We start from the raw sequence: 18,289 nt of genomic DNA, 5'->3' as shown, positions 1-18,289 counted from the left end.
CGCGTGACCTCGACATTAAAGGGGTCCGGGGCGATGGCCCCAGGTCTTCCTTTATGAAGCACCTGATCCTCGCCCTCCAGTTCCTGACGCGCCTCCCGCTGCCGCAGGTCAAAGCCGACCGGGAGGACTTCGCCGCCGCCATGCGATGGTTCCCCGTAGCGGGGCTGGCGGTGGGCGCGGCGGTGGCCCTCCCCTGGTGGCTCCTCCAGTCCCGCGACCCGTGGCTGGCTGCACTGGCCGGCCTGACCGGCTGGGTGGCGATCACCGGAGCGCTCCACCTCGACGGCCTCGGCGACGTCGCCGACGGCGCGGGCGCGGCGCATGGCGGGCGCGAGCGGTTGTCGGCGGTCATGGCCGACCCGCACGTCGGCAACTTCGCGGTGGTGGTGATCGTGCTGCAACTGCTGGCCAAGCTGGTGCTGCTCCACGCCCTGCCCGCCGCGCATGTCGCCGCGCTGGTCCTGGTGGCGGTGCTCGCCCGGATCGCCCCGATCGCCTGGACCCTGTACCTGCCGCCGCTGCACGAGGGGCTCGGCACCCGCTTCCGCAGCGGGGTGAGCGTGGTTCACCTCGCGCTGTGGAGCCTCGTCGCCATACTCGCCGCCGCCGCTTTGGCGCTCCCGCTGCTGGTGCTGTTCGTCGCCGTCCCGCTGTGGGGCTGGTGGCTGCGCAGCCGTCTCGGCGGGATATCGGGCGACGGGCACGGCGCCGGGATCGAGCTCGTCGAGACCGTGCTGCTGGCCGCGCTGGTGCTGCTCCCATGACCCCGGCCTTCCTCCACCACGGCGGCCGCCTGGCCGAAGCGGCACGCAGGTTCGGCGGCGAGTCGGAGGAATGGCTCGACCTCTCGACCGGCCTCAACCCCGTCCCCTGGCCCATCGAAAAGGCCGCTGCGACCGACTGGACCTCCCTCCCCGACCCCGACGCGCTCGCCGCGCTGGAATCCGGGGCCGCGCGCCACTTCGGCACCGACCCGGCGCTCACCTGCGCGGTGCCCGGCAGCGAGACCGCGCTGCGCCTGCTCGCCGGGATGCTGGACCGCCCCGGCCGCGCGCTCGTCCCCGCCTACCGCACCCACGTCGAGGCGTTTGCCAAGTCCCGCCCGATCGCCTTCAATGAGGCCCCGCAGGACGGCGAAGTCGTCGTCCTCGCCAACCCGAACAACCCCGACGGCCTGCTGCGCGCGCCCGCCGACATTCTCGAATGGCACGCCCGCATCGCACAGGTCGCCGGCTGGCTGATCGTCGACGAGGCCTTCGCCGACTGCCACCCCGAAGCCAGCGTCGCCGCGGAGGTCGGCCCCGGATCGCGCCTCGTGGTCCTGCGCTCGTTCGGCAAGTTCTTCGGCCTCGCGGGGCTGCGCCTCGGTTTCGTGATCGCGCCGCCCAAGCTCGCCGCGAGGCTGCGGCTCCTGCTCGGCAGCTGGCCGGTCCACGCCGCCGCGCTGACGATCGGCCGCGCCGCCTATGCCGACGCGGAGTGGGTTGCCGACACCCGCACGCAACTCCCGTACCGCGCGGCCGCGCTCGACGCCGTGCTCGAACGAAGCGGCCTCACCCCGCAAGGCGCCTGCCCGCTGTTCCGCTACCTGACCGGCTGCGATGCGCAGGCCCTGTTCAACCGCCTCGCCGCGTCGCGCATCCTCACCCGCCCCTTCGCCGAGCACCCGGACACGCTGCGCCTCGGCGTCCCGGCCCGGCCCGAGGCACTGGACCGCCTCGACCGCGCGCTGCGCCATGGCTGAGCCGATCGCCGCCGCCGCGCTCGCCATCGAGGCCCTGCTCGGCTGGCCCGCGCGCCTCCATGCCGTGACCGGCCATCCGGTCGGCCTTTTCGCCAAGGCCATCGACGCCGCTAACCGCGTCCTAAACCGCTCCTATTGGTCCGCTAATCGCCGCCGCCTCGCTGGTCTCGCCGCTATGGCCCTGCTCATCGCCCTGACCGCCGCAGCCGCCGCGCTGATCGAATCCCTAGTCCGTGCGCTGGCGGGCGCCTGGACCTGGCCGGTCCTCGCCCTGCTGGCCTGGCCCGCCATGGCCGCCCGCAGCCTCGACGATCACGTCCGCCCGATCCGCGCTGCACTGGACGCAGGCGACCTCCCCGCCGCCCGCCGCGCCGTGGGCATGATCGTCGGCCGCGATACGCAAGGGCTCGACGCCCCCGGCGTCACCCGCGCCGCCATCGAGAGCCTGGCCGAAAGCTTCTGCGACGGCGTCGTCGCCCCGCTGTTCTGGCTGCTCGTGCTGGGCCTGCCCGGCTTATGGGTACTGAAGGCCATCAACACCGCCGACAGCATGATCGGCCACCGCGAGGAGCCCTACGGCCCCTACGGCTGGGCCGCCGCGCGCATCGACGACCTTGCCATGCTGATCCCCGCGCGCCTGTCCGGCGTGCTGCTGTGCCTCGCCGGAGGCGGCGGCTGGCGGACAATGGCGCGCGACCACGCCGCCCACGCCTCGCCCAACGCCGGCTGGCCCGAGGCTGCGATGGCGGGCGCGCTGGGCGTCCGGCTCGCCGGGCCAATCGCCTACGACGGCGTGCTTGCGGACAAGCCGTGGATCGGGAAGGAGGGCCGGGACGTGCAGGGCGCCGACCTCGGCCGCGCCCTCACCGTCTACCGGCGCGCCTGCGTCATTCTGGGAGCGATCACGCTGATGGGAGCAGCTTCATGGCCGGGCTGATGCTGCAGGGAACCGGGTCGGACGTCGGCAAGTCGGTGCTGGTCGCCGGGCTGTGCCGCGCCGCCGCCAACCGGGGCCTGCGCGTGCTCCCCTTCAAGCCGCAAAACATGTCTAACAATGCCGCCGTCACGCCCGAGGGCGGCGAGATCGGCCGCGCGCAGGCGCTGCAGGCACTCGCCGCGCGGGCTCCGCTCCATGTCGACATGAACCCGGTGCTGCTGAAACCGCAGGCCGACCGCACCTCGCAGCTGATCGTCCACGGACAGGTGCGCGGCACTCTGGGCGCCGCCAATTTCCGCGAGGCACGCCGCCCGCTGCTCGGCGAAGTGCTGGCCAGCTACCGCCGCCTCGAAGCGCGCTGCGACCTCGTGATCGTGGAGGGCGCGGGCTCGCCAGCCGAGATCAACTTGCGCAGCGGCGACATCGCCAACATGGGCTTCGCGCGCGAGGCCCATGTGCCCGTCGTGCTGGCCGGCGACATCGACCGGGGCGGGGTGATCGCCGCCGTCGTCGGCACCCGCGCGGTGATCGATCCCGAGGACGCGGCGATGATACAGGGCTTCCTCATCAACAAGTTCCGGGGCGACCCTGCCCTCTTCGCCGATGGCTACGAAGCGATCGAGCGGCTCTCGGGCTGGCGCGGTTTCGGCGTGCTGCCATGGGTGCCCGCCGTCGCGCAGCTGCCGAGCGAGGACGCCGTGATCCTCGAACGCGGGCTGGGCGCCGCGCCCGGCAAGCGGCTCGTCGCCTGCCCGATCCTGCCCCGCATCGCCAATTTCGACGACCTCGACCCGCTGCGGCAGGAGCCCGGGCTCGAAGTCGCGATGATCCCGCCCGGAAGCCCGATCCCGGCAAGCGCCGCGCTGATCGTGCTCCCCGGCTCCAAGGCGACGATCGCCGACCTCGCCTTCCTGCGCGCGCAGGGCTGGGACATCGACGTGCTCGCCCACCACCGGCGCGGCGGCGCGGTGCTCGGCATCTGCGGCGGCTACCAGATGCTCGGCCGCACCATCGCCGACCCGCTGGGGATCGAGGGCAGCCCAGGCGAGGTCGCCGGGGTCGGCCTGCTCGACGTCGCCACCCTGCTGGGCAGCCGCAAGGCGCTGGCGCAGGTCGAAGGCACCGCGCTCGGCAGGCGTTTCACGGGCTACGAGATGCACATGGGCGTGACGCAGGGGCCCGACACCGCCCGCCCCTTCGCCCGCCTCGACGCCGGCCGCGACGACGGCGCCACCAGCCGCGACGGGCGTGTGCTGGGCACCTACTGCCACGGCCTGCTGGCGAAACCGGCGCTGCGCGGCGCGCTGCTGGAGCGGATCGGCAGCGCCTCGGACGGTGTGGACCACGACGCCCGCGTCGATGCCGCGCTCGATGCGCTGGCCGCGGCCATGGAGGAACACCTGGATATCGACGGACTTCTGGCAATCGCGGGCTTGGCCGCATGACCGCGCTATTCGTCCTCGGCGGCGCGCGTTCGGGCAAGAGTCGCTATGCGCAAGCCCGCGTCGAGGCGCATCCGGGCGTCCTTGCCTACATAGCCACCGCGCAGGCCTTCGACGCGGAGATGACCGACCGCATCGCCCGCCATAAGGATGATCGCGGGCCGCGCTGGACGACGCTGGAGGAACCCCTCGACCTTGCCGCCGCCATCGACCGCGCGGGGGCCGGGGGCGGCGCGATCCTCGTGGACTGCCTGACGCTGTGGCTCTCGAACCTGATGCTCGCAGACGTGCCGCTGGACGCGCCCGTCGCCGCGCTCGGCGAGGCGATCCGCCGCTGCCCGGTGCCGCTGGTGCTCGTGTCGAACGAGGTGGGCCTGAGCATCGTCCCCGAAAACGCTCTCGCCCGCGCCTTTCGCGACGAGGCAGGACGGCTGAACCAGACAGTCGCGGCGCTTGCCGACGAGGTGCAGTTCGTTGCGGCGGGGCTGCCCCTGCGTCTGAAGTGACGAGCCCGTTCAGGTTCGGTTGGGGTTGGCGCTCTATCCGCGAGGATGGAGGCGTCGCATGCGCATATTGGTAATCGAGGACGACCGCGCGCTCAGCGATGAGATCGCGCGGGCCCTGCGTGCCGAAAACTTCGCGGTGGACGTTTCGGGCAACGGCGAGGACGGACGCCACCTGGGCGAGACCGAGCGCTACGACGCCGCCGTGCTCGACCTGGGCCTGCCCAAGGTCGACGGGCTGACCGTGCTGCAATCGTGGCGGGCGGGCGGGCACGACCTGCCGGTGCTGATCCTCACCGCCCGCGACGCCTGGTCCGAGAAGGTCGCCGGTTTCAAGGCGGGCGCGGACGACTACCTCATCAAGCCGTTTCGCGTGCAGGAACTGATCCTGCGCCTGCGCGCGCTCGTGCGCCGGGCAAGCGGCCATGCCTCCAGCCGGGTCGCCTGCGGCTCCCTGGTGTTCGACGCGCAGCTGGGCCATTTCGAGATGGACGGCCTGCCCCTGCGGCTGACGGCCTTCGAGTGGCGGGTGCTCTCCACACTGATGCTGCGCAAGGAGACGGTGGTGGAACGGCGCGAATTGCTCGACCGGGTCTACGAATACGACGCCGACGTCGATTCCAACTCGCTGGAAGTGATCGTCGGACGTCTGCGCCGCAAGATCGGCGCCGACATGATCCGCACCATCCGGGGACGCGGCTATCTGCTGAGTGCCGCGCCCGCCTGACGCTCAGCGCGGCAGGACGAGCACCGCCTCGAGGCCGCCCAGGGCGGAGCGGCCGAGTTCCAGCGAACCGCCGTGCAGTTCCGCCAGCTCGCGCGCGATGGGCAGGCCGAAGCCGTGCCCTTCCTCGCGCTCGTCGAGGCGGCGGCCGGGCACCAGTGCCTGGTCGATCGCTTCGGCGGAAAGCCCCGGCCCGTCGTCGTCGATTGCGATCCGCACGGCATTGCCCGACGCCGCCGCCGTCACGCGTATCTCGCTTGCAGCCCACTTCCACGCATTGTCGAGCAGGTTGCCGAGCATCTCCGCAAGATCCTGCGGATCGCATTTGACCGCCAGGTCAGTCGCCATGTCGGCCGCGAACGAGACCTTCCGCTCGGCATGGATGCGCCCCAGCGCCAGCACGAGTTCGCCCACCGTCGCCTCGACCGGCACGAGCGGGTTGCCGGGGGCGCCGGGCGACGCGGCGCGGGCGCGGCCGAGGTGGTGGCGGATCGCGCCGTCGATCTGCCCGACCAGCTCGCCCAGCTGACCTGTGGGATCGCAGCCCGGCTCCGCCAGGCGGATGCTCAGCGTGGCGAGCGGCGTCTTGAGGCTGTGCGCAAGGTTGGCGACATGGCCCCGGGCGCGTGACAGGGCCGCCTCGTTCTCGTCGAGCAGCGCGTTCAGTTCGCCCGCCAGCGGGGCCAGCTCGGTCGGCTGGCGCGCCGGGACGCGGTCGAGCGTTCCATTGCGCACCGCCGTCAGCGCGGCCTGCAGGCGGGCGAGCGGCTTGAGGCCGAAATGAAGCTGCACGAACGTCGCGCCGAGCAGCGCCAGGCTCAGGGCGCCCAGAGCGATCAGGACCGGCAGGACCGCGGTGTCATGCAGCCGTTTCAGCACCCCGATCGGGGCGAAGGCGGTGATGCGGATCACGCCCGCAGCCGTGCGGTTCTCAAGCGTCCGCACATAAGCCGCATCGCTCCGGCCGGCCCGCAAGCGTTCGGGCGGGCGGCGAAAATGGCCCTCGCGCCCCAGGGGGCCTTCCCAGTGTATGCGGTCCAGCCGCGCGACGTCGCGGGACCCGTATTTCCGGGTGGGGGTTTCGATCACCCAGCCCCAGCCGCGGCGATGCTGCGTGAACGGCCCGATCTCCTCGAGCATGGTGCCATCGACGGTGCCGTCGGGGCGGACGCTGCGCAGGAGGAGCGCGATCTGCGCATCCAGCCGGTCGTTGAGCCCGCGCCGCACGAACATGTCGAGGCCGCTGCTGATCGACAAGGACGCGACCAGCACCGCCAGCCCGGTCAGCAGCAGGCCGGCCAGGAGCAGACGGCTGCGGATCGAACGGGGAAGCAACTTCATGTCCGGTAGGTCCCTGTTGTCGACAGCCCGCAATCGCCCCGGCACGCTCATACCCTTCGCCCCCCAACCGAACCTGAACGCCGCCCGCGACAAAGCCCAACCGGACCTGAACGGGATCATTCAGCCTGCATATGCCCACCATCGCTATTAAGAGTCACTATCAAGAAGCAAGTGGCCAACAGGCTATGAGGGAAAATGCAGAAGCACACCGTCGTTCGACCGGGAGCGGGCGCGAACGCCGCGCGATGCGCCCGCCGTCCGGCCAGCATTCTGACGACGCAGGAGCGCAAGGTGATCGGCCAGTTGCGCGCGATCTGCGCCAGGCCCGCCGCGTCCCAAGACCAGGATCACGCTGAAGCGGCGTCGCTTCCGGCCGGCACCCACCGCGCACTGGCGAGCCTCGCCGCCGAAATCCGTAAGAATGCGCTCGTCGTCTTCGGCGAGCGTTCGATCTATGTGAGCGACGACGAACTGGCCATCCTGCGCTGGCTGTCCGCGCTCCAGCGCCCGTCGCAGTCCGCTCAACTGCGCATGGCCAATCCCTTCCAGCAGGCACTCAAGGCCTGCGCCGACGCCCTGGCGTGCGAGGAGCGGCGGCTTCCGTCGCGCTCGATGCTCGCCGATGCCTGCGTCGAGCGCGAGGGCTGCTTCGCCATCGCCCTGATCGCCGATGGCGCACCGGGCGAAGCGCCGCCCGTGCGGACCGACAGCGCCGAAGCCAGGGCGCTCGCGCTGGTCGAGGCGCACAAGTTCGCCACGGTATCGCAGTTCCGCGCGCTGGGCATTTCCACCCAGAAGCTCAGCCGCCTGTGCCGGCGCGGCTACGTCGAGCGCGTGGCGCTGGGGCTCTACAAGAAGGCCGGCATCCCGGCCCTGGCGCACGCGCGGTAACTGCCGCCCGCGCCGCATACGCTTTCGTCACCGTATCCGATTTCAACCAAGGGGGTCTTGTGTCCTATTCCCGTTACCGTCGTTCGCCTTCCAAAGTCGCACCTGCCTATCTGGCACTGGCCTGCGTGGGCTTCGCCGCCACGCCCGCCATCGCCCAGGAAGCCGAGGGCGACGCCGCCGCCCGCAGCCTCGGCGGGGTGACCGTCACCGACACCGCGCTCGACGAGTCAGGCTACAAGGTCGATGAGGCCGCCTCGCCCAAGTACACCGCGCCGCTGCTCGACACGCCCAAGACGGTCATCATCGTCCCCTCGCAGGTCATCCGCGAGAGCGGCTCGACGACTTTCGTCGAAGCGCTGCGCACCGTGCCCGGCATCACCTTCGGCGCCGGTGAAGGCGGCAACCCGCAGGGCGACCGTCCCTTCATCCGCGGCTTCGACGCGCAGGGCAGCACCTATATCGACGGCGTGCGCAGCGTCGGCGGCCAGTCGCGCGAGATCTTCGCGATCGAGCAGATCGAAGTGGTCAAGGGCGGCGATTCCACCATGGGCGGACGCGGCAGCGCGGGCGGCAGCCTCAACCTCGTCAGCAAGCTGCCGCACCTGGGCACCGACGTGCTCGGCGACTTCAGCTACGGCACCGACGATTACAAGCGCGCCACCGTCGACGCCAACTACCAGATCGGCGACATGGCCGCGATCCGCATCAACGGCATGTGGCACGACGCCGATGTCGCCGAGCGCGACGTGGTGACCTACCACCGCTGGGGCATCTCGCCTTCGGCCGCTCTGGGCCTGGGAACCTCGACGCGCGCCTACATCAACTTCTATCACCTCGAGAGCGACGACGTCCCCGATCCGGGCATTCCGTTCGAGCGTCCCGGCAGCGCCACGTACGTCAAGACGGCGGACCAGCTCAAGATCGGCCCGGCAGACGTCGATCGCAGCAACTTCTACGGCCTCGCCAACCGCGATTTCCGTACCACCAACGTCGATGAACTGCTGTTCCGCGCCGAGCATGATCTCTCCGACGAGATCCGCGTGCGCGCCACCGGCAAGTATGCCAGCGTCCAGCAGGCCTACATCATCACCCAGCCCGACGACAGCCAGGGCAACGTGGTCAACGGCCTCGTCTGGCGCCGCGCCAATACCCGCTGGAGCGACGTCGATTCGATGGTCGGGCAGCTCGACCTGTCGGGCAAGTTCGCCACCGGCGGCATCGAGCACTCGTTCTCCACCGGCTTCGAGGCCAGCTGGGAACAGTCGACGCGCGGCAGTTTCGCGGTGAACACGAACGTCGCCGCAGCGGCGACCGCTCGTTGCAACGCTGCCAACCAGGCCGCAGGCAACTGCACCAGCCTGTATAACCCGACGCCCTACGACAACTGGCAGAACATCCCGGCCGGCGGCACCACCGGCGTGCCGATCACCCGGTCGGCGGCGACCGGCCAGACCGAGGCGACGACTTATGCGCTCTACGCCCTAGACACCGTCAGCATCACCGACTTCCTGCTGCTGAACGTCGGCCTGCGCTACGACTGGTACGACACCACCTCGACGACGATCTCGGCGACCGCGGGCAACACCGACATCCGCAACAGGGAGAACTACTTCAACTACCAGGCCGGCCTGGTGCTGAAGCCGATGTCGAACGGCAGCGTCTACGTGTCGATCGCCCAGTCGACCACGCCGGTCGGCAGCATGCTGGGCGAGGGGTCGGAAGGCAATGCCGTCTCCGCCACGCTCGACCTCGACGCCGAGAAGACCAGGTCCTACGAAATCGGCACCAAGTGGAGCTTCCTGGACGACGCCTTCGGCGTAAACCTGGCGCTGTTCCGCACCGACACCGACAATGCCCGCATCACCGACAACGGCATCGTCGTGTTCCAGGGCGAGCGCAAGATCAAGGGCGTCGAGGTCGGCTTCAACGGCAAGCCGCTGCCGTTCTGGAGCGTGTTCGGCGGCTACACCTACATGGACTCCGAGGTCGGATTTGCCGGCACCGGCAACATCAACAACGGCAAGCCGTTCCCCAACACGCCCAAGCACAGCTTCACCGCCTGGACGACCTTCGACATCGCCAGCCGCTTCCAGGTCGGCGGCGGCGCGATCTACAGCTCCAAGCAGTACGGCAGCTTCGGCAGCGTGACCCTGCCGGGCGAGACCGCCGCCTCGACGATCGTGCGCTCGATCCCGGGCTACTGGCGCTTCGACGCGACGGCCTCGGCGACGCTTACCGAGAACGTCTCGCTGCGGGTGAACGTGCAGAACCTCACCAACAAGAAGTACTACGACCGTACCTACTCGACCCACTTCGCGACCGTCGCACCGGGCCGCTCGGCCTTCGCGACGCTCTCGCTGAAGTACTGATCCGGAGCGCCGGCACCGGGCAAGAGCCGGTGCCGGCGCACAGGTATCCACCCCGCGGGGACGACAGCGGACGCCTTCCGGTCTTTTCCGAGGAGGTTGGGGGGAAATGGTGCACCCGACTGGATTCGAACCAGTGGCCTACGCCTTCGGAGGGCGTCACTCTATCCAGCTGAGCTACGGGTGCAACGACAGGGCGGTTAGCAGAGGGTGGAGGGGGTTTCCAGCGACAATTTGAACCTGTCGTCAGGGTCTTGCGGACATGGCTTGCCAGTTCCCTGTATGTTCTTATTATGGCGCCATGGCCGAAGCCGATTCTCTCCCCCTGCTCCGCACCGCGTCCGATGTCTCGCGCGGAATTGGCCGCCTGTTTGCCCGCAACGGCATCTGGTGCATGCCCGAAATGCCGCTGCGCTGCGGCCGCCGCGCCGATCTCATGGGGATCGACGCCAAGGGCCACGTCATCATCGTCGAGATCAAGGTTGCGCGCGCGGACCTGCTCGGCGACGGCAAGTGGCCCGACTATCTTGACTACTGCGACCGCTTCTACTGGGGCCTCTCCCCCGCGCTCGACCGCTCGCCGCTGGAAACCGCGGCGTTCCTGCCAGAACGCTGCGGCGTGATCGTCGCCGACGGGTACGACGCCGAAATCCTGCGCCCCGCCCCGCTGCACCAGCTCGCCGCCGCCCGCCGCAAGGTCGAGACCGAACGGCTGGCGCGCGCCGCGCTGCGACGGCTGGTCACGCTGGGCGACCCCTATACGCAGCAATGGGGCTCGGAGGCCTGACCGGCGCGCACACGCAATTTTCTTGCTTTTCGCTGCAACGCACCCTATGTGGCACCTCAGCAACCGGCGCGCGGGGATTTTCCCGCCGCAATCCGTGAGCAGCGTGAGGTCATGGCGCCAGCCGCCAGGACCGGCCCGGACGAACGATTGCCACCAATAAAAGCTTCCTTCCTCACGCAGGGTCGCCCGTAACGACACCTTGCCGTGCGCGCGCTCTTCTTCGAAAGCCTCGTCTTTTCGAAAGCTGTGCGCCCCCGTGCACTTTTGAAAGTGACTTGATGTCCTATTTTTCTGAACTTGGCCTTGCCGAGCCCATTCTTCGTGCGCTCGCAGTCAAGGGCTACACCGATCCCTCGCCGATCCAACGCCAGGCCATTCCGGCCCTGCTCGAAGGCCGCGACCTGCTCGGCATCGCGCAGACCGGCACCGGCAAGACCGCCGCATTCTCGCTGCCTTCGCTGCACCGCCTCGCCCAGGACCCCAAGCCGCGCCAGAACGCCGGCTGCCGCATGCTCGTGCTCTCGCCCACGCGTGAGCTGGCCGCGCAGATCGCCGACAACATGCGCGGTTATGCGAAGTTCCTGAACCTCACCATCCAGTGCATCTTCGGCGGCGTGCCGGTGGGCAAGCAGGCCCGTGCCCTCGAGCGCGGCGTCGACATCCTCGTCGCCACCCCGGGCCGCCTGCTCGATCTCATCGACCAGCGCGCGCTGACCCTCAAGCACGTCGAGATCTTCGTGCTCGACGAAGCCGACCAGATGATGGACCTCGGCTTCATCGTGCCGCTCAAGCGCGTCGCCAACATGCTGCCCGCAGGCCGCCAGAGCCTGTTCTTCTCGGCGACGATGCCGCAGGCGATCGCGGACCTCGGCCGCCAGTTCATCAACAACCCGGTCAAGGTCGAAGTCGCCCCGCAGTCGACCACCGCCGAGCGTGTCGAGCAGTTCGCCACCTCGATCAACCAGGCCGAGAAGCAGGCGCTGCTGACCCTCAGCCTGCGCGCCGGCCTCGCCGATGACGCCGCCGAGAACGCCAGCCACGGCGCGATCGACCGCGCGCTGGTGTTCAGCCGCACCAAGCACGGCGCCGACCGCATCGTGCGCCACCTCGTCGCCGCCGGCATCCCGGCCGCCGCGATCCACGGCAACAAGAGCCAGGCGCAGCGCACCGCCGCGCTCGGCGGCTTCCGCCAGGGCGCCATCCGCGTCCTCGTCGCCACCGACATCGCGGCGCGCGGCATCGACGTCTCGGGCGTCAGCCACGTCTACAACTACGAGATCCCGAACGTCGCCGAGCAGTACGTCCACCGCATCGGCCGCACCGCGCGCGCCGGCGCCACCGGCGTCGCCATCAGCTACGTCGCCCCGGATGAGAAGCCTTACATCCGCGACATCGAGCGCCTGACCCGCATCAAGCTCGAGCCGCTGGCCCTGCCCGAGGACTTCCAGAACCAGGCGGCCCGCCTGCCCGCCCCCGCCCGTGCAGCCCCGGCCCAGCCGCAGGGCAGCGGCCGCGGCCAGGGCGGCGGCCGTGGCGGCCAGGGCGGTGGCCGCAGCGGCGGCCAGCGCAGCGACCGTCCCCAGGGCGATCGCCAGGCTGCCGGCGGCGAGGAAGGCGAGCGCAAGCGCCGCTTCCGTCCGCGCGGCCCCAAGGGTCTCGGCGCACACAAGGGCGCGGTCCGCCGCGCCGGTTGAGGCACTCCGGGTGAGGTAAGTCTTGGGGCCACAACCCCGGACGCCATTACCGCCGTCATTGGGCGCGCAGCCAAGCTGCGCGCCCATTTCGTTTCAGCTCCCGACAAACCGTCATCCCAGCGAAAGCTGGGATCGCTGCCAGCCCTTGAGGTGATGGCTCTCCGACGGCAAACCGCGAGCGGGCGCCTTGCCGTGATGTGGGCGCGGCCTTTGCCAGCGGTCCCAGCCTTTGCTGGGACGACGAGTGTGCATCTCCCCGCCCGCATACCCTCCCTTTTCCCCTTCCCCTGAGCCCGCACAAGGCCTAGTCCGGCGCCCATGGCGCTCGACGCTCCCCTCACCGCGATCATAGCTTCCGCCGCCGCCATGACGGCCATCGTCGGCGTGCGCTATCTGGTGACCTCGGGCCTGTTCGCCTGGATCACCGGGCGCGTGCGGCCGGGGCATTACCAGGGGCTCGAAAGCCAGATCCGCCGCGAGATCGTGTGGTCGCTGCTGTCGGCGGCGATCTACGGGATTCCGGCCGGCGTGGTCGCCTGGGGCTGGCAGGCGCATGGCTGGACCGGCATCTACACCGACGTGCATGCGCGGCCGCTCTGGTGGCTGCCGGTCTCGGTGCTCGTCTACCTCCTGCTCCACGATACCTGGTTCTACTGGACCCACCGCTGGATGCACCGCCCGCGCGTGTTCCGCATGGCCCACGCCGTGCACCACGCCAGCCGGCCCCCAACCGCGTGGGCGGCGATGAGCTTCCATCCGCTCGAGGCGCTGACCGGCGCGGTGGTGGTCCCGGCGCTGGTGTTCTTCGTGCCGATCCATGTCGGCGCGCTCGGCGCGGTGCTCACGATCATGACGGTCATGGGCATCACCAATCACATGGGCTGGGAGATGTTTCCCCGCCCGCTGGTGCAATCGCGCCTCGGCCGCTGGCTCATCACCGCCAGCCACCATCACCGGCACCACGAAAGCTACCGATGCAACTACGGGCTCTACTTTCGCCACTGGGATCACCTGTGCGGCACCGACCGGGGGCTCTCGGACGGGCTGGCGCCGCGCTGATCGTGGCCGCCGTGCTGTCCGCGAACGCTCCGGCGGCGACCTCGGTCCAGGTGACGGTGACGGAGCTGCGCTCGGCCAAGGGGCAGGTCCTCGCCTGCCTGACCGCGCGCGCCGACGCCTTTCCCGACTGCGACAAGGACCCGCTCGCCCGCAAGCTGGCGGTTCCCGCCGCGAGCGAGGTCCATCTCGACTTCGGGACCGTGCCGGCGGGGCGATATGCCGTCTCGGTGATCCACGACGAGAACGCCAACGGCAAGCTCGACACCCGGCTGGGGATCCCCCGCGAAGGCTACGGTTTCTCGCGCGACGCGCCGGTGCGGATGGGGCCGCCCAAGTTCGAGCAGGCCGCCGTGGCGGTGGAGGGCGAATCTATCCGCCTGACGATCCGGATGCGATATCTTCTCTAGACGGGCTTGCCGCTCCCGGCCGTGCGCCCTAGCCTCGGGGCGTGTCAGGGAAAGAGGATGCTTTGGAACACGCCGTCGAAAAGACGGTGGACGTGGCGACCGCCGGCCTGGTCGCGCCGCAGGCGCGCGGCGGCACGTTCTCGCCGTTCCGCTATCCCGTGTTCCGCGCGATCTGGACCGCCAACCTGTTCTCCAACCTCGGCTCGACGCTGCAGGGGGTGGGCGCGGCCTGGCTGATGACCGAGCTGACGCCCTCGCACCAGCTCGTCGCGCTGGTGCAGGCTTCGGCGACGGTGCCGATCATGCTGTTCGGGGTCTTCGCGGGCGCCATCGCCGACAACTACGACCGCCGGCAGGTCATGCTGGTGGCGCAGGTGGGCATGCTGGTGGTTTCCGCCGCGCTGGCCGGCCTCGCCTATGCGCACCTGCTGACGCCGTTCCTGCTGCTCGCCTTCACGCTGAGCGTGGGCATCGGCACCGCGCTCAATTCGCCCGCGTGGCAGGCCTCGGTGCGCCAGCAGGTGAACCCGCGCGAGATCCCGCAGGCGATCGCGCTCAACTCGATCTCCTTCAACATCGCGCGCTCGATCGGCCCGGCGCTGGGCGGATTGCTGATGTCGATCTGGGACGTCTCGTTCGCCTTTGCGATCAACGCCGTCAGTTACGTCGGGCTGATCGGCGTGCTGCTCTGGTGGAAACCCGAGGCGCGCCCGGTGCCGGCCGACCGGCGGCCGATCCTGCCCGCAGTGGCCGTAGGTATCCGCTATTGCGCCACTAATGGCCCGCTAAGGCGCCTGCTGATCCGCGGCTTCGCGCTCGGATTCAGCCTTTCTGCCTACCAATCGCTGCTGCCCGCCGTGGTCAGCGGCAACATCCACGGCGACGAAATCGACTTCGGGCTGATGCTCGGCCTGTTCGGCATCGGCTCGATCATCGCCGCGCCGTTCACCGGCACGCTCCGCAGCAAGCTGGGCCTCGAGGGTATTCTGGCGCTCGGGGCGGCGATGTTCGTGTTCTCGCTGTCGCTGATCGCCGAGGTCCACGACATCCGCTACGCCCTGCCCGGCGCCTTCGTGTCCGGCGTGGCCTGGGTGATGATCCTGACGACGCTCAACACCGCCGTGCAACTGCGCTCGCCCGACGCGATCCTCGGCCGCTGCCTGTCGATCTACCAGGCGGCGACGTTCGGCGGCATGGCGCTGGGATCGTGGGTCTGGGGCACGGTGGCCGACTGGCAGAGCCTGTCCTTCGCCCTCCACGCCGGGTCGATCTTCCTGCTCGCCTCCTTCCTGCTGCTGCGCATCGTCGCACCGCTGCCGAAGCCGGGCGAAGGCGTGATCCGGCAGGATTGAAGAATCGCGGAGTACCCAGTGGGCGCGGCTTAAAGGTTAATTCACCATGTCCGGCCAGAACGGTCGTTCCACAGGGGTGAGTCGGGATTTCGGCATGGACAGTTTGCGCGGTCAGTTTTCCGATCAGGACGGGCCCGAAACGGATCGGGACGACGTGGATCCGGGCTCCAGCGCGCCGGCGATCGGCAACGACGAGCGGCGCATGCAGGTGCGCGCCTACAATTTCTGGGCCAGCATGCTCGGCTCGCGCGCCTTTCCCGACATCGCCGGCCTGACACCCCAGACCCTCCCCGATTTCGGCCCCCGCAGCGTCCTGCTCGACTTCACCGGCGGCATCGAGAATCCCGCGATCACCCATCTGGGCTCGCTGCTGGCGCAGGAATGCGGCGCCGACGGGCCGATCGAGGGGATCGCGGACGTGCCGAGCCGCTCGCTGCTCTCGCGCATCACCGACCACTACATGCAGATCCTCGCCAACGAGGCGCCGATCGGTTTCGAGGCGGAATTCGTCAACACTCTCGGGGTCACCATCCTCTACCGCGGCATCCTGCTACCCTTCTCACGCGGCGACACCGACCGGATCGACTTCATCTACGGCGTCATCAACTGGAAGGAGCGCGCCGGACCGCTCGGCGACGAAGCGCCCACCCCGGAAGTGGAGAAGGACGCCCGCCCCGCCATGCTGCGCGGGCTGGAGCCGTTGACCGAATGGGCGGACGGCCCCGCCGACCTCGGCCTGTCGATGCCCCTCAGCGGCTACGCGCCGATCGAGCTGCCGCGCCCCGGCTTCGCGATGGACGAGGAGCCCACCTCGTTCGAACCGCAGGGCCTCGGCCTCGCCGACTGGCTGGCCTCCGCGCGTGAACTGGCGCGGGTCGCGCACGGCTGCGAGGAACGCTCGCACCAGGCGCTCTACGACGCGATCGGGCGTGCCTACGACTTCGCGCTGGCCGCCGCCGGGGCGCCGGAAGACCTTGCCGAATTGCTTGAAGATGCCGGCATCAAGCGGCAGGAGCGCGCACCGCTGCTGCCGCTGGTCAAGCTCGTCTTCGGCGCCGACTACGACAAGACTCGCCTCACCGAATTCGCCGCCGTGATCGCCCACGGCCGCCGCCTCGGCCTGCCGCGCGGCGCGCTTGGCGACCACCTCGGCGCTACGCCCGGCGGCCTCAAGGCACTGGTGCGCGAGGAACGCCGCCTGCGCCGCGAGGAAGAAGGCAAGGCCGCCGCGTCTGCCAGAAGCCGCGAACGCCTCGCCAACGGCCTGCGCGCCATGGAGACCCAGCCGCTCGCCGCCCTCGCCCGCGACGGCGAGGAATTCACCGTACTCGTCGCCCGCCGGCTGGAAAGCGGCGAAGTCGTGGTGCTGGGCGAAGCGGGTGGCGACGAAGCCCTGCTCCAGCGCGCAGCAAGGCATCTGCTGGGCTGACAGCTGCCGTCATCCCGGCCGAAGCCTGGGAACGCTGCCATTCCTTGAGATACGGCCTAGCCGACAGCCCCCGCCTGATGACCGGCCAGCGACCCCAGCATTCGCTGGGATGACGAACTTTCCTACTCCCATCCTCGACACGGACGGGCATGGTGTGCTTTGGTCGCCCGGGCGCTCGGAGCGGCTTCATCGCCGGTTAAGCCCGCCGCCCCCGAAGAGGAACGATGCCGAAGCTGCGATTTCCCGCAACTCTCCTCGCCCTGTCGGCCCTGTTCGGCATGTCGGCCGTTCCGGCGAGCGCACAGTCGATCCTGCGTGACGCCGAAACCGAGTCGCTGCTCAGGGACATGGCCGCGCCGCTGGTCAAGGCCTCCGGACTGGGCGTGGGCAACGTCGACATCGTGCTGGTCAACGATTCCTCGGTGAACGCCTTCGTCGCGGGCGGACAGGCGGTCTACGTCAACTCGGGCCTGATCGACGAGGCCGACACCGCCGCCGAAGTGCAGGGCGTGATCGCCCACGAACTCGGCCACGTGACCGGCGGTCATGCCGTGCTGAACCTGGGCGGCAAGAGCGCGACCAACATCTCGCTGCTCTCGCTGCTGCTGGGCGCTGCGGCCGCTGCGGCGGGCGGCGGCGAGGCGGCGATGGGTGTCATCATGGCGGGCCAGCAGGCGGCCATGGGCAAGTACCTCGCCTATAATCGCTCGCAGGAAGCCTCGGCCGACGCGGCGGGCGCGCAGTATCTGTCCAGCGCCGGGATCAGCGGGCGCGGCTCGGTGGAGTTCTTCAAGAAGCTGCAGAGCATGGAGTTCCGCTACGGCTACCGGCCCAAGGACGGCGACGAGTTCTATTCCAGCCACCCCCTCACCGCCGACCGCATCGCCACGCTCCAGGACACTTATGAGAAGGACCCGGCCTGGACCAAGCCCGACGATGCGGCGATCCAGAAGCGCTTCATCCGCGCCAAGGCCAAGCTGTTTGGCTTCCTCGCCACTCCGCGCGAGGTACTGCGCAAGTTTCCCGTCACCGACACCTCGGTGCCCGCGCGCTATGCCCGCGCCTATGCCTATCACCGCGAATCGCAGTTCGACCTCGCCCGGCAGGAGACCGAGGCGCTGATCGCGGTCGATCCCAACGACCCCTATTTCCTCGAACTCGATGGCCAGATCCTGCTTGAGGCGGGCAAGGCGGCCGAGGCAATGGTGCCGCTGCGCAAGGCGACCGAGCTTTCGGGCAACGCCCCGCTCATTGCCACGCTGTTCGGCCACGCACTCATCGCCACCGAGGATCCCGCCAACTTCCGCGAAGCGCAGGACGTGCTCAAGACCGCTGTCGCGCGCGACCGCGAGAACCCCTTCGCCTGGTATCAGCTGGGCGTGATCTACGCCGCCAACGGCGACATGCCGCGCGCCTACCTCGCCAGCGCCGAGCAGCAGGTCATGTCGGGCCGCATGGAGGAAGCCCTGCGCAGCGCCCAGGCGGCCGAAGCAGGGCTCAAGGAAGGCACGCCCGACTGGCTGCGCGCGCAGGACATCGAGATGCAGGCCCGCGCCGAACTGGAACGGGACAAGAAGCGCCGCTAAGGGCGCTTCTCACGCACGTATGAAACC

16 protein-coding genes and 1 tRNA gene are annotated in these 18,289 nt (G+C 69.7%); 15 read left to right on the top strand and 2 right to left on the bottom strand.

All coding sequences use genetic code 11. The annotated features are described in order from the left end of the window. Positions 1 to 53 precede the first annotated feature (53 nt). From cobS to AC07M9_RS19755, 6 genes are read left to right on the top strand one after another with little or no spacing between them, the layout of a single operon-like run. Complete coding sequence (cobS, locus tag AC07M9_RS19780) at positions 54 to 764, top strand: adenosylcobinamide-GDP ribazoletransferase (RefSeq protein WP_494886174.1); 711 nt, start codon at positions 54 to 56, stop codon at positions 762 to 764. Next, positions 761 to 1,744 carry a threonine-phosphate decarboxylase CobD gene (gene cobD / locus AC07M9_RS19775; protein WP_494886172.1) on the top strand — a complete coding sequence of 328 codons (984 nt, stop codon included), beginning with the start codon at positions 761 to 763 and terminating at the stop codon, positions 1,742 to 1,744. Before cobS ends, cobD begins: the two co-directional genes overlap by 4 nt. Next, positions 1,737 to 2,681 (top strand): adenosylcobinamide-phosphate synthase CbiB, encoded by a 945-nt coding sequence (gene cbiB / locus AC07M9_RS19770; RefSeq protein ID WP_494886171.1) that lies wholly within the window; start codon positions 1,737 to 1,739, stop codon positions 2,679 to 2,681. Before cobD ends, cbiB begins: the two co-directional genes overlap by 8 nt. Continuing rightward, positions 2,669 to 4,126 carry a cobyric acid synthase gene (locus AC07M9_RS19765; RefSeq protein WP_494886170.1) on the top strand — a complete coding sequence of 486 codons (1,458 nt, stop codon included), beginning with the start codon at positions 2,669 to 2,671 and terminating at the stop codon, positions 4,124 to 4,126. The genes cbiB and AC07M9_RS19765 overlap by 13 nt, the downstream gene beginning before the upstream one ends. After that, complete coding sequence (cobU, locus tag AC07M9_RS19760) at positions 4,123 to 4,629, top strand: bifunctional adenosylcobinamide kinase/adenosylcobinamide-phosphate guanylyltransferase (protein WP_494886168.1); 507 nt, start codon at positions 4,123 to 4,125, stop codon at positions 4,627 to 4,629. Before AC07M9_RS19765 ends, cobU begins: the two co-directional genes overlap by 4 nt. 58 nt (positions 4,630 to 4,687) lie before the next feature. After that, the gene (locus AC07M9_RS19755) at positions 4,688 to 5,353 is read left to right on the top strand and encodes a response regulator (RefSeq protein WP_494886167.1); all 666 of its coding nucleotides are present in this window, start codon (positions 4,688 to 4,690) and stop codon (positions 5,351 to 5,353) included. Positions 5,354 to 5,356: 3 nt separating this feature from the next. Here the strand turns inward: AC07M9_RS19755 and AC07M9_RS19750 are convergent, their stop codons facing one another. After that, positions 5,357 to 6,691: a sensor histidine kinase gene (locus tag AC07M9_RS19750; protein ID WP_494886166.1), complete on the bottom strand. Its 1,335-nt coding sequence runs from the start codon at positions 6,689 to 6,691 to the stop codon at positions 5,357 to 5,359. Positions 6,692 to 6,886: 195 nt separating this feature from the next. Here AC07M9_RS19750 and AC07M9_RS19745 point away from each other — a divergent pair, with 195 nt between their 5' ends. Together AC07M9_RS19745 and AC07M9_RS19740 are read left to right on the top strand one after the other, a co-directional pair. After that, a complete protein-coding gene (locus tag AC07M9_RS19745; RefSeq protein WP_494886164.1) occupies positions 6,887 to 7,582 on the top strand; it encodes a type IV toxin-antitoxin system AbiEi family antitoxin domain-containing protein in 696 nt (231 codons plus the stop codon). 59 nt (positions 7,583 to 7,641) lie between these two features. Continuing rightward, entirely contained in the window at positions 7,642 to 9,951 is a 2,310-nt protein-coding gene (locus tag AC07M9_RS19740; RefSeq protein ID WP_494886162.1) for a TonB-dependent receptor, read from the top strand. Positions 9,952 to 10,058: 107 nt separating this feature from the next. On the opposite strand, the gene AC07M9_RS19735 is transcribed toward AC07M9_RS19740, so the two are convergent. Then, positions 10,059 to 10,135: transfer RNA gene (locus tag AC07M9_RS19735), tRNA-Arg, on the bottom strand. A gap of 114 nt (positions 10,136 to 10,249) precedes the next feature. On the opposite strand from AC07M9_RS19735, the gene AC07M9_RS19730 reads away from it, so the two are divergent. The 7 genes from AC07M9_RS19730 (at position 10,250) to AC07M9_RS19700 (ending at position 18,262) form a co-directional block, all read left to right on the top strand. After that, positions 10,250 to 10,735 (top strand): MmcB family DNA repair protein, encoded by a 486-nt coding sequence (locus AC07M9_RS19730; protein WP_494886160.1) that lies wholly within the window; start codon positions 10,250 to 10,252, stop codon positions 10,733 to 10,735. A 278-nt stretch (positions 10,736 to 11,013) separates the two neighbouring features. Next, entirely contained in the window at positions 11,014 to 12,429 is a 1,416-nt protein-coding gene (locus tag AC07M9_RS19725; protein ID WP_494886158.1) for a DEAD/DEAH box helicase, read from the top strand. A gap of 318 nt (positions 12,430 to 12,747) precedes the next feature. After that, a complete protein-coding gene (locus tag AC07M9_RS19720) occupies positions 12,748 to 13,488 on the top strand; it encodes a sterol desaturase family protein (protein ID WP_494886157.1) in 741 nt (246 codons plus the stop codon). 2 nt (positions 13,489 to 13,490) lie between these two features. Next, a complete protein-coding gene (locus tag AC07M9_RS19715; RefSeq protein WP_494886155.1) occupies positions 13,491 to 13,895 on the top strand; it encodes a DUF2141 domain-containing protein in 405 nt (134 codons plus the stop codon). A 62-nt stretch (positions 13,896 to 13,957) separates the two neighbouring features. Next, on the top strand, positions 13,958 to 15,247 hold the full coding sequence (locus AC07M9_RS19710; protein WP_494886153.1) for an MFS transporter: 1,290 nt from the start codon (positions 13,958 to 13,960) through the stop codon (positions 15,245 to 15,247). 94 nt (positions 15,248 to 15,341) lie between these two features. Next, complete coding sequence (locus AC07M9_RS19705; RefSeq protein ID WP_494886152.1) at positions 15,342 to 16,676, top strand: PAS domain-containing protein; 1,335 nt, start codon at positions 15,342 to 15,344, stop codon at positions 16,674 to 16,676. Positions 16,677 to 16,900: 224 nt separating this feature from the next. Continuing rightward, positions 16,901 to 18,262 (top strand): M48 family metalloprotease, encoded by a 1,362-nt coding sequence (locus AC07M9_RS19700; protein ID WP_494886151.1) that lies wholly within the window; start codon positions 16,901 to 16,903, stop codon positions 18,260 to 18,262. Positions 18,263 to 18,289 lie beyond the last annotated feature (27 nt).

The sequence above is a fragment of the Novosphingobium sp. GW821-FHT09E05 genome, from assembly GCF_059416165.1.
This window is presented reverse-complemented; position numbering and strand designations above follow the sequence as displayed.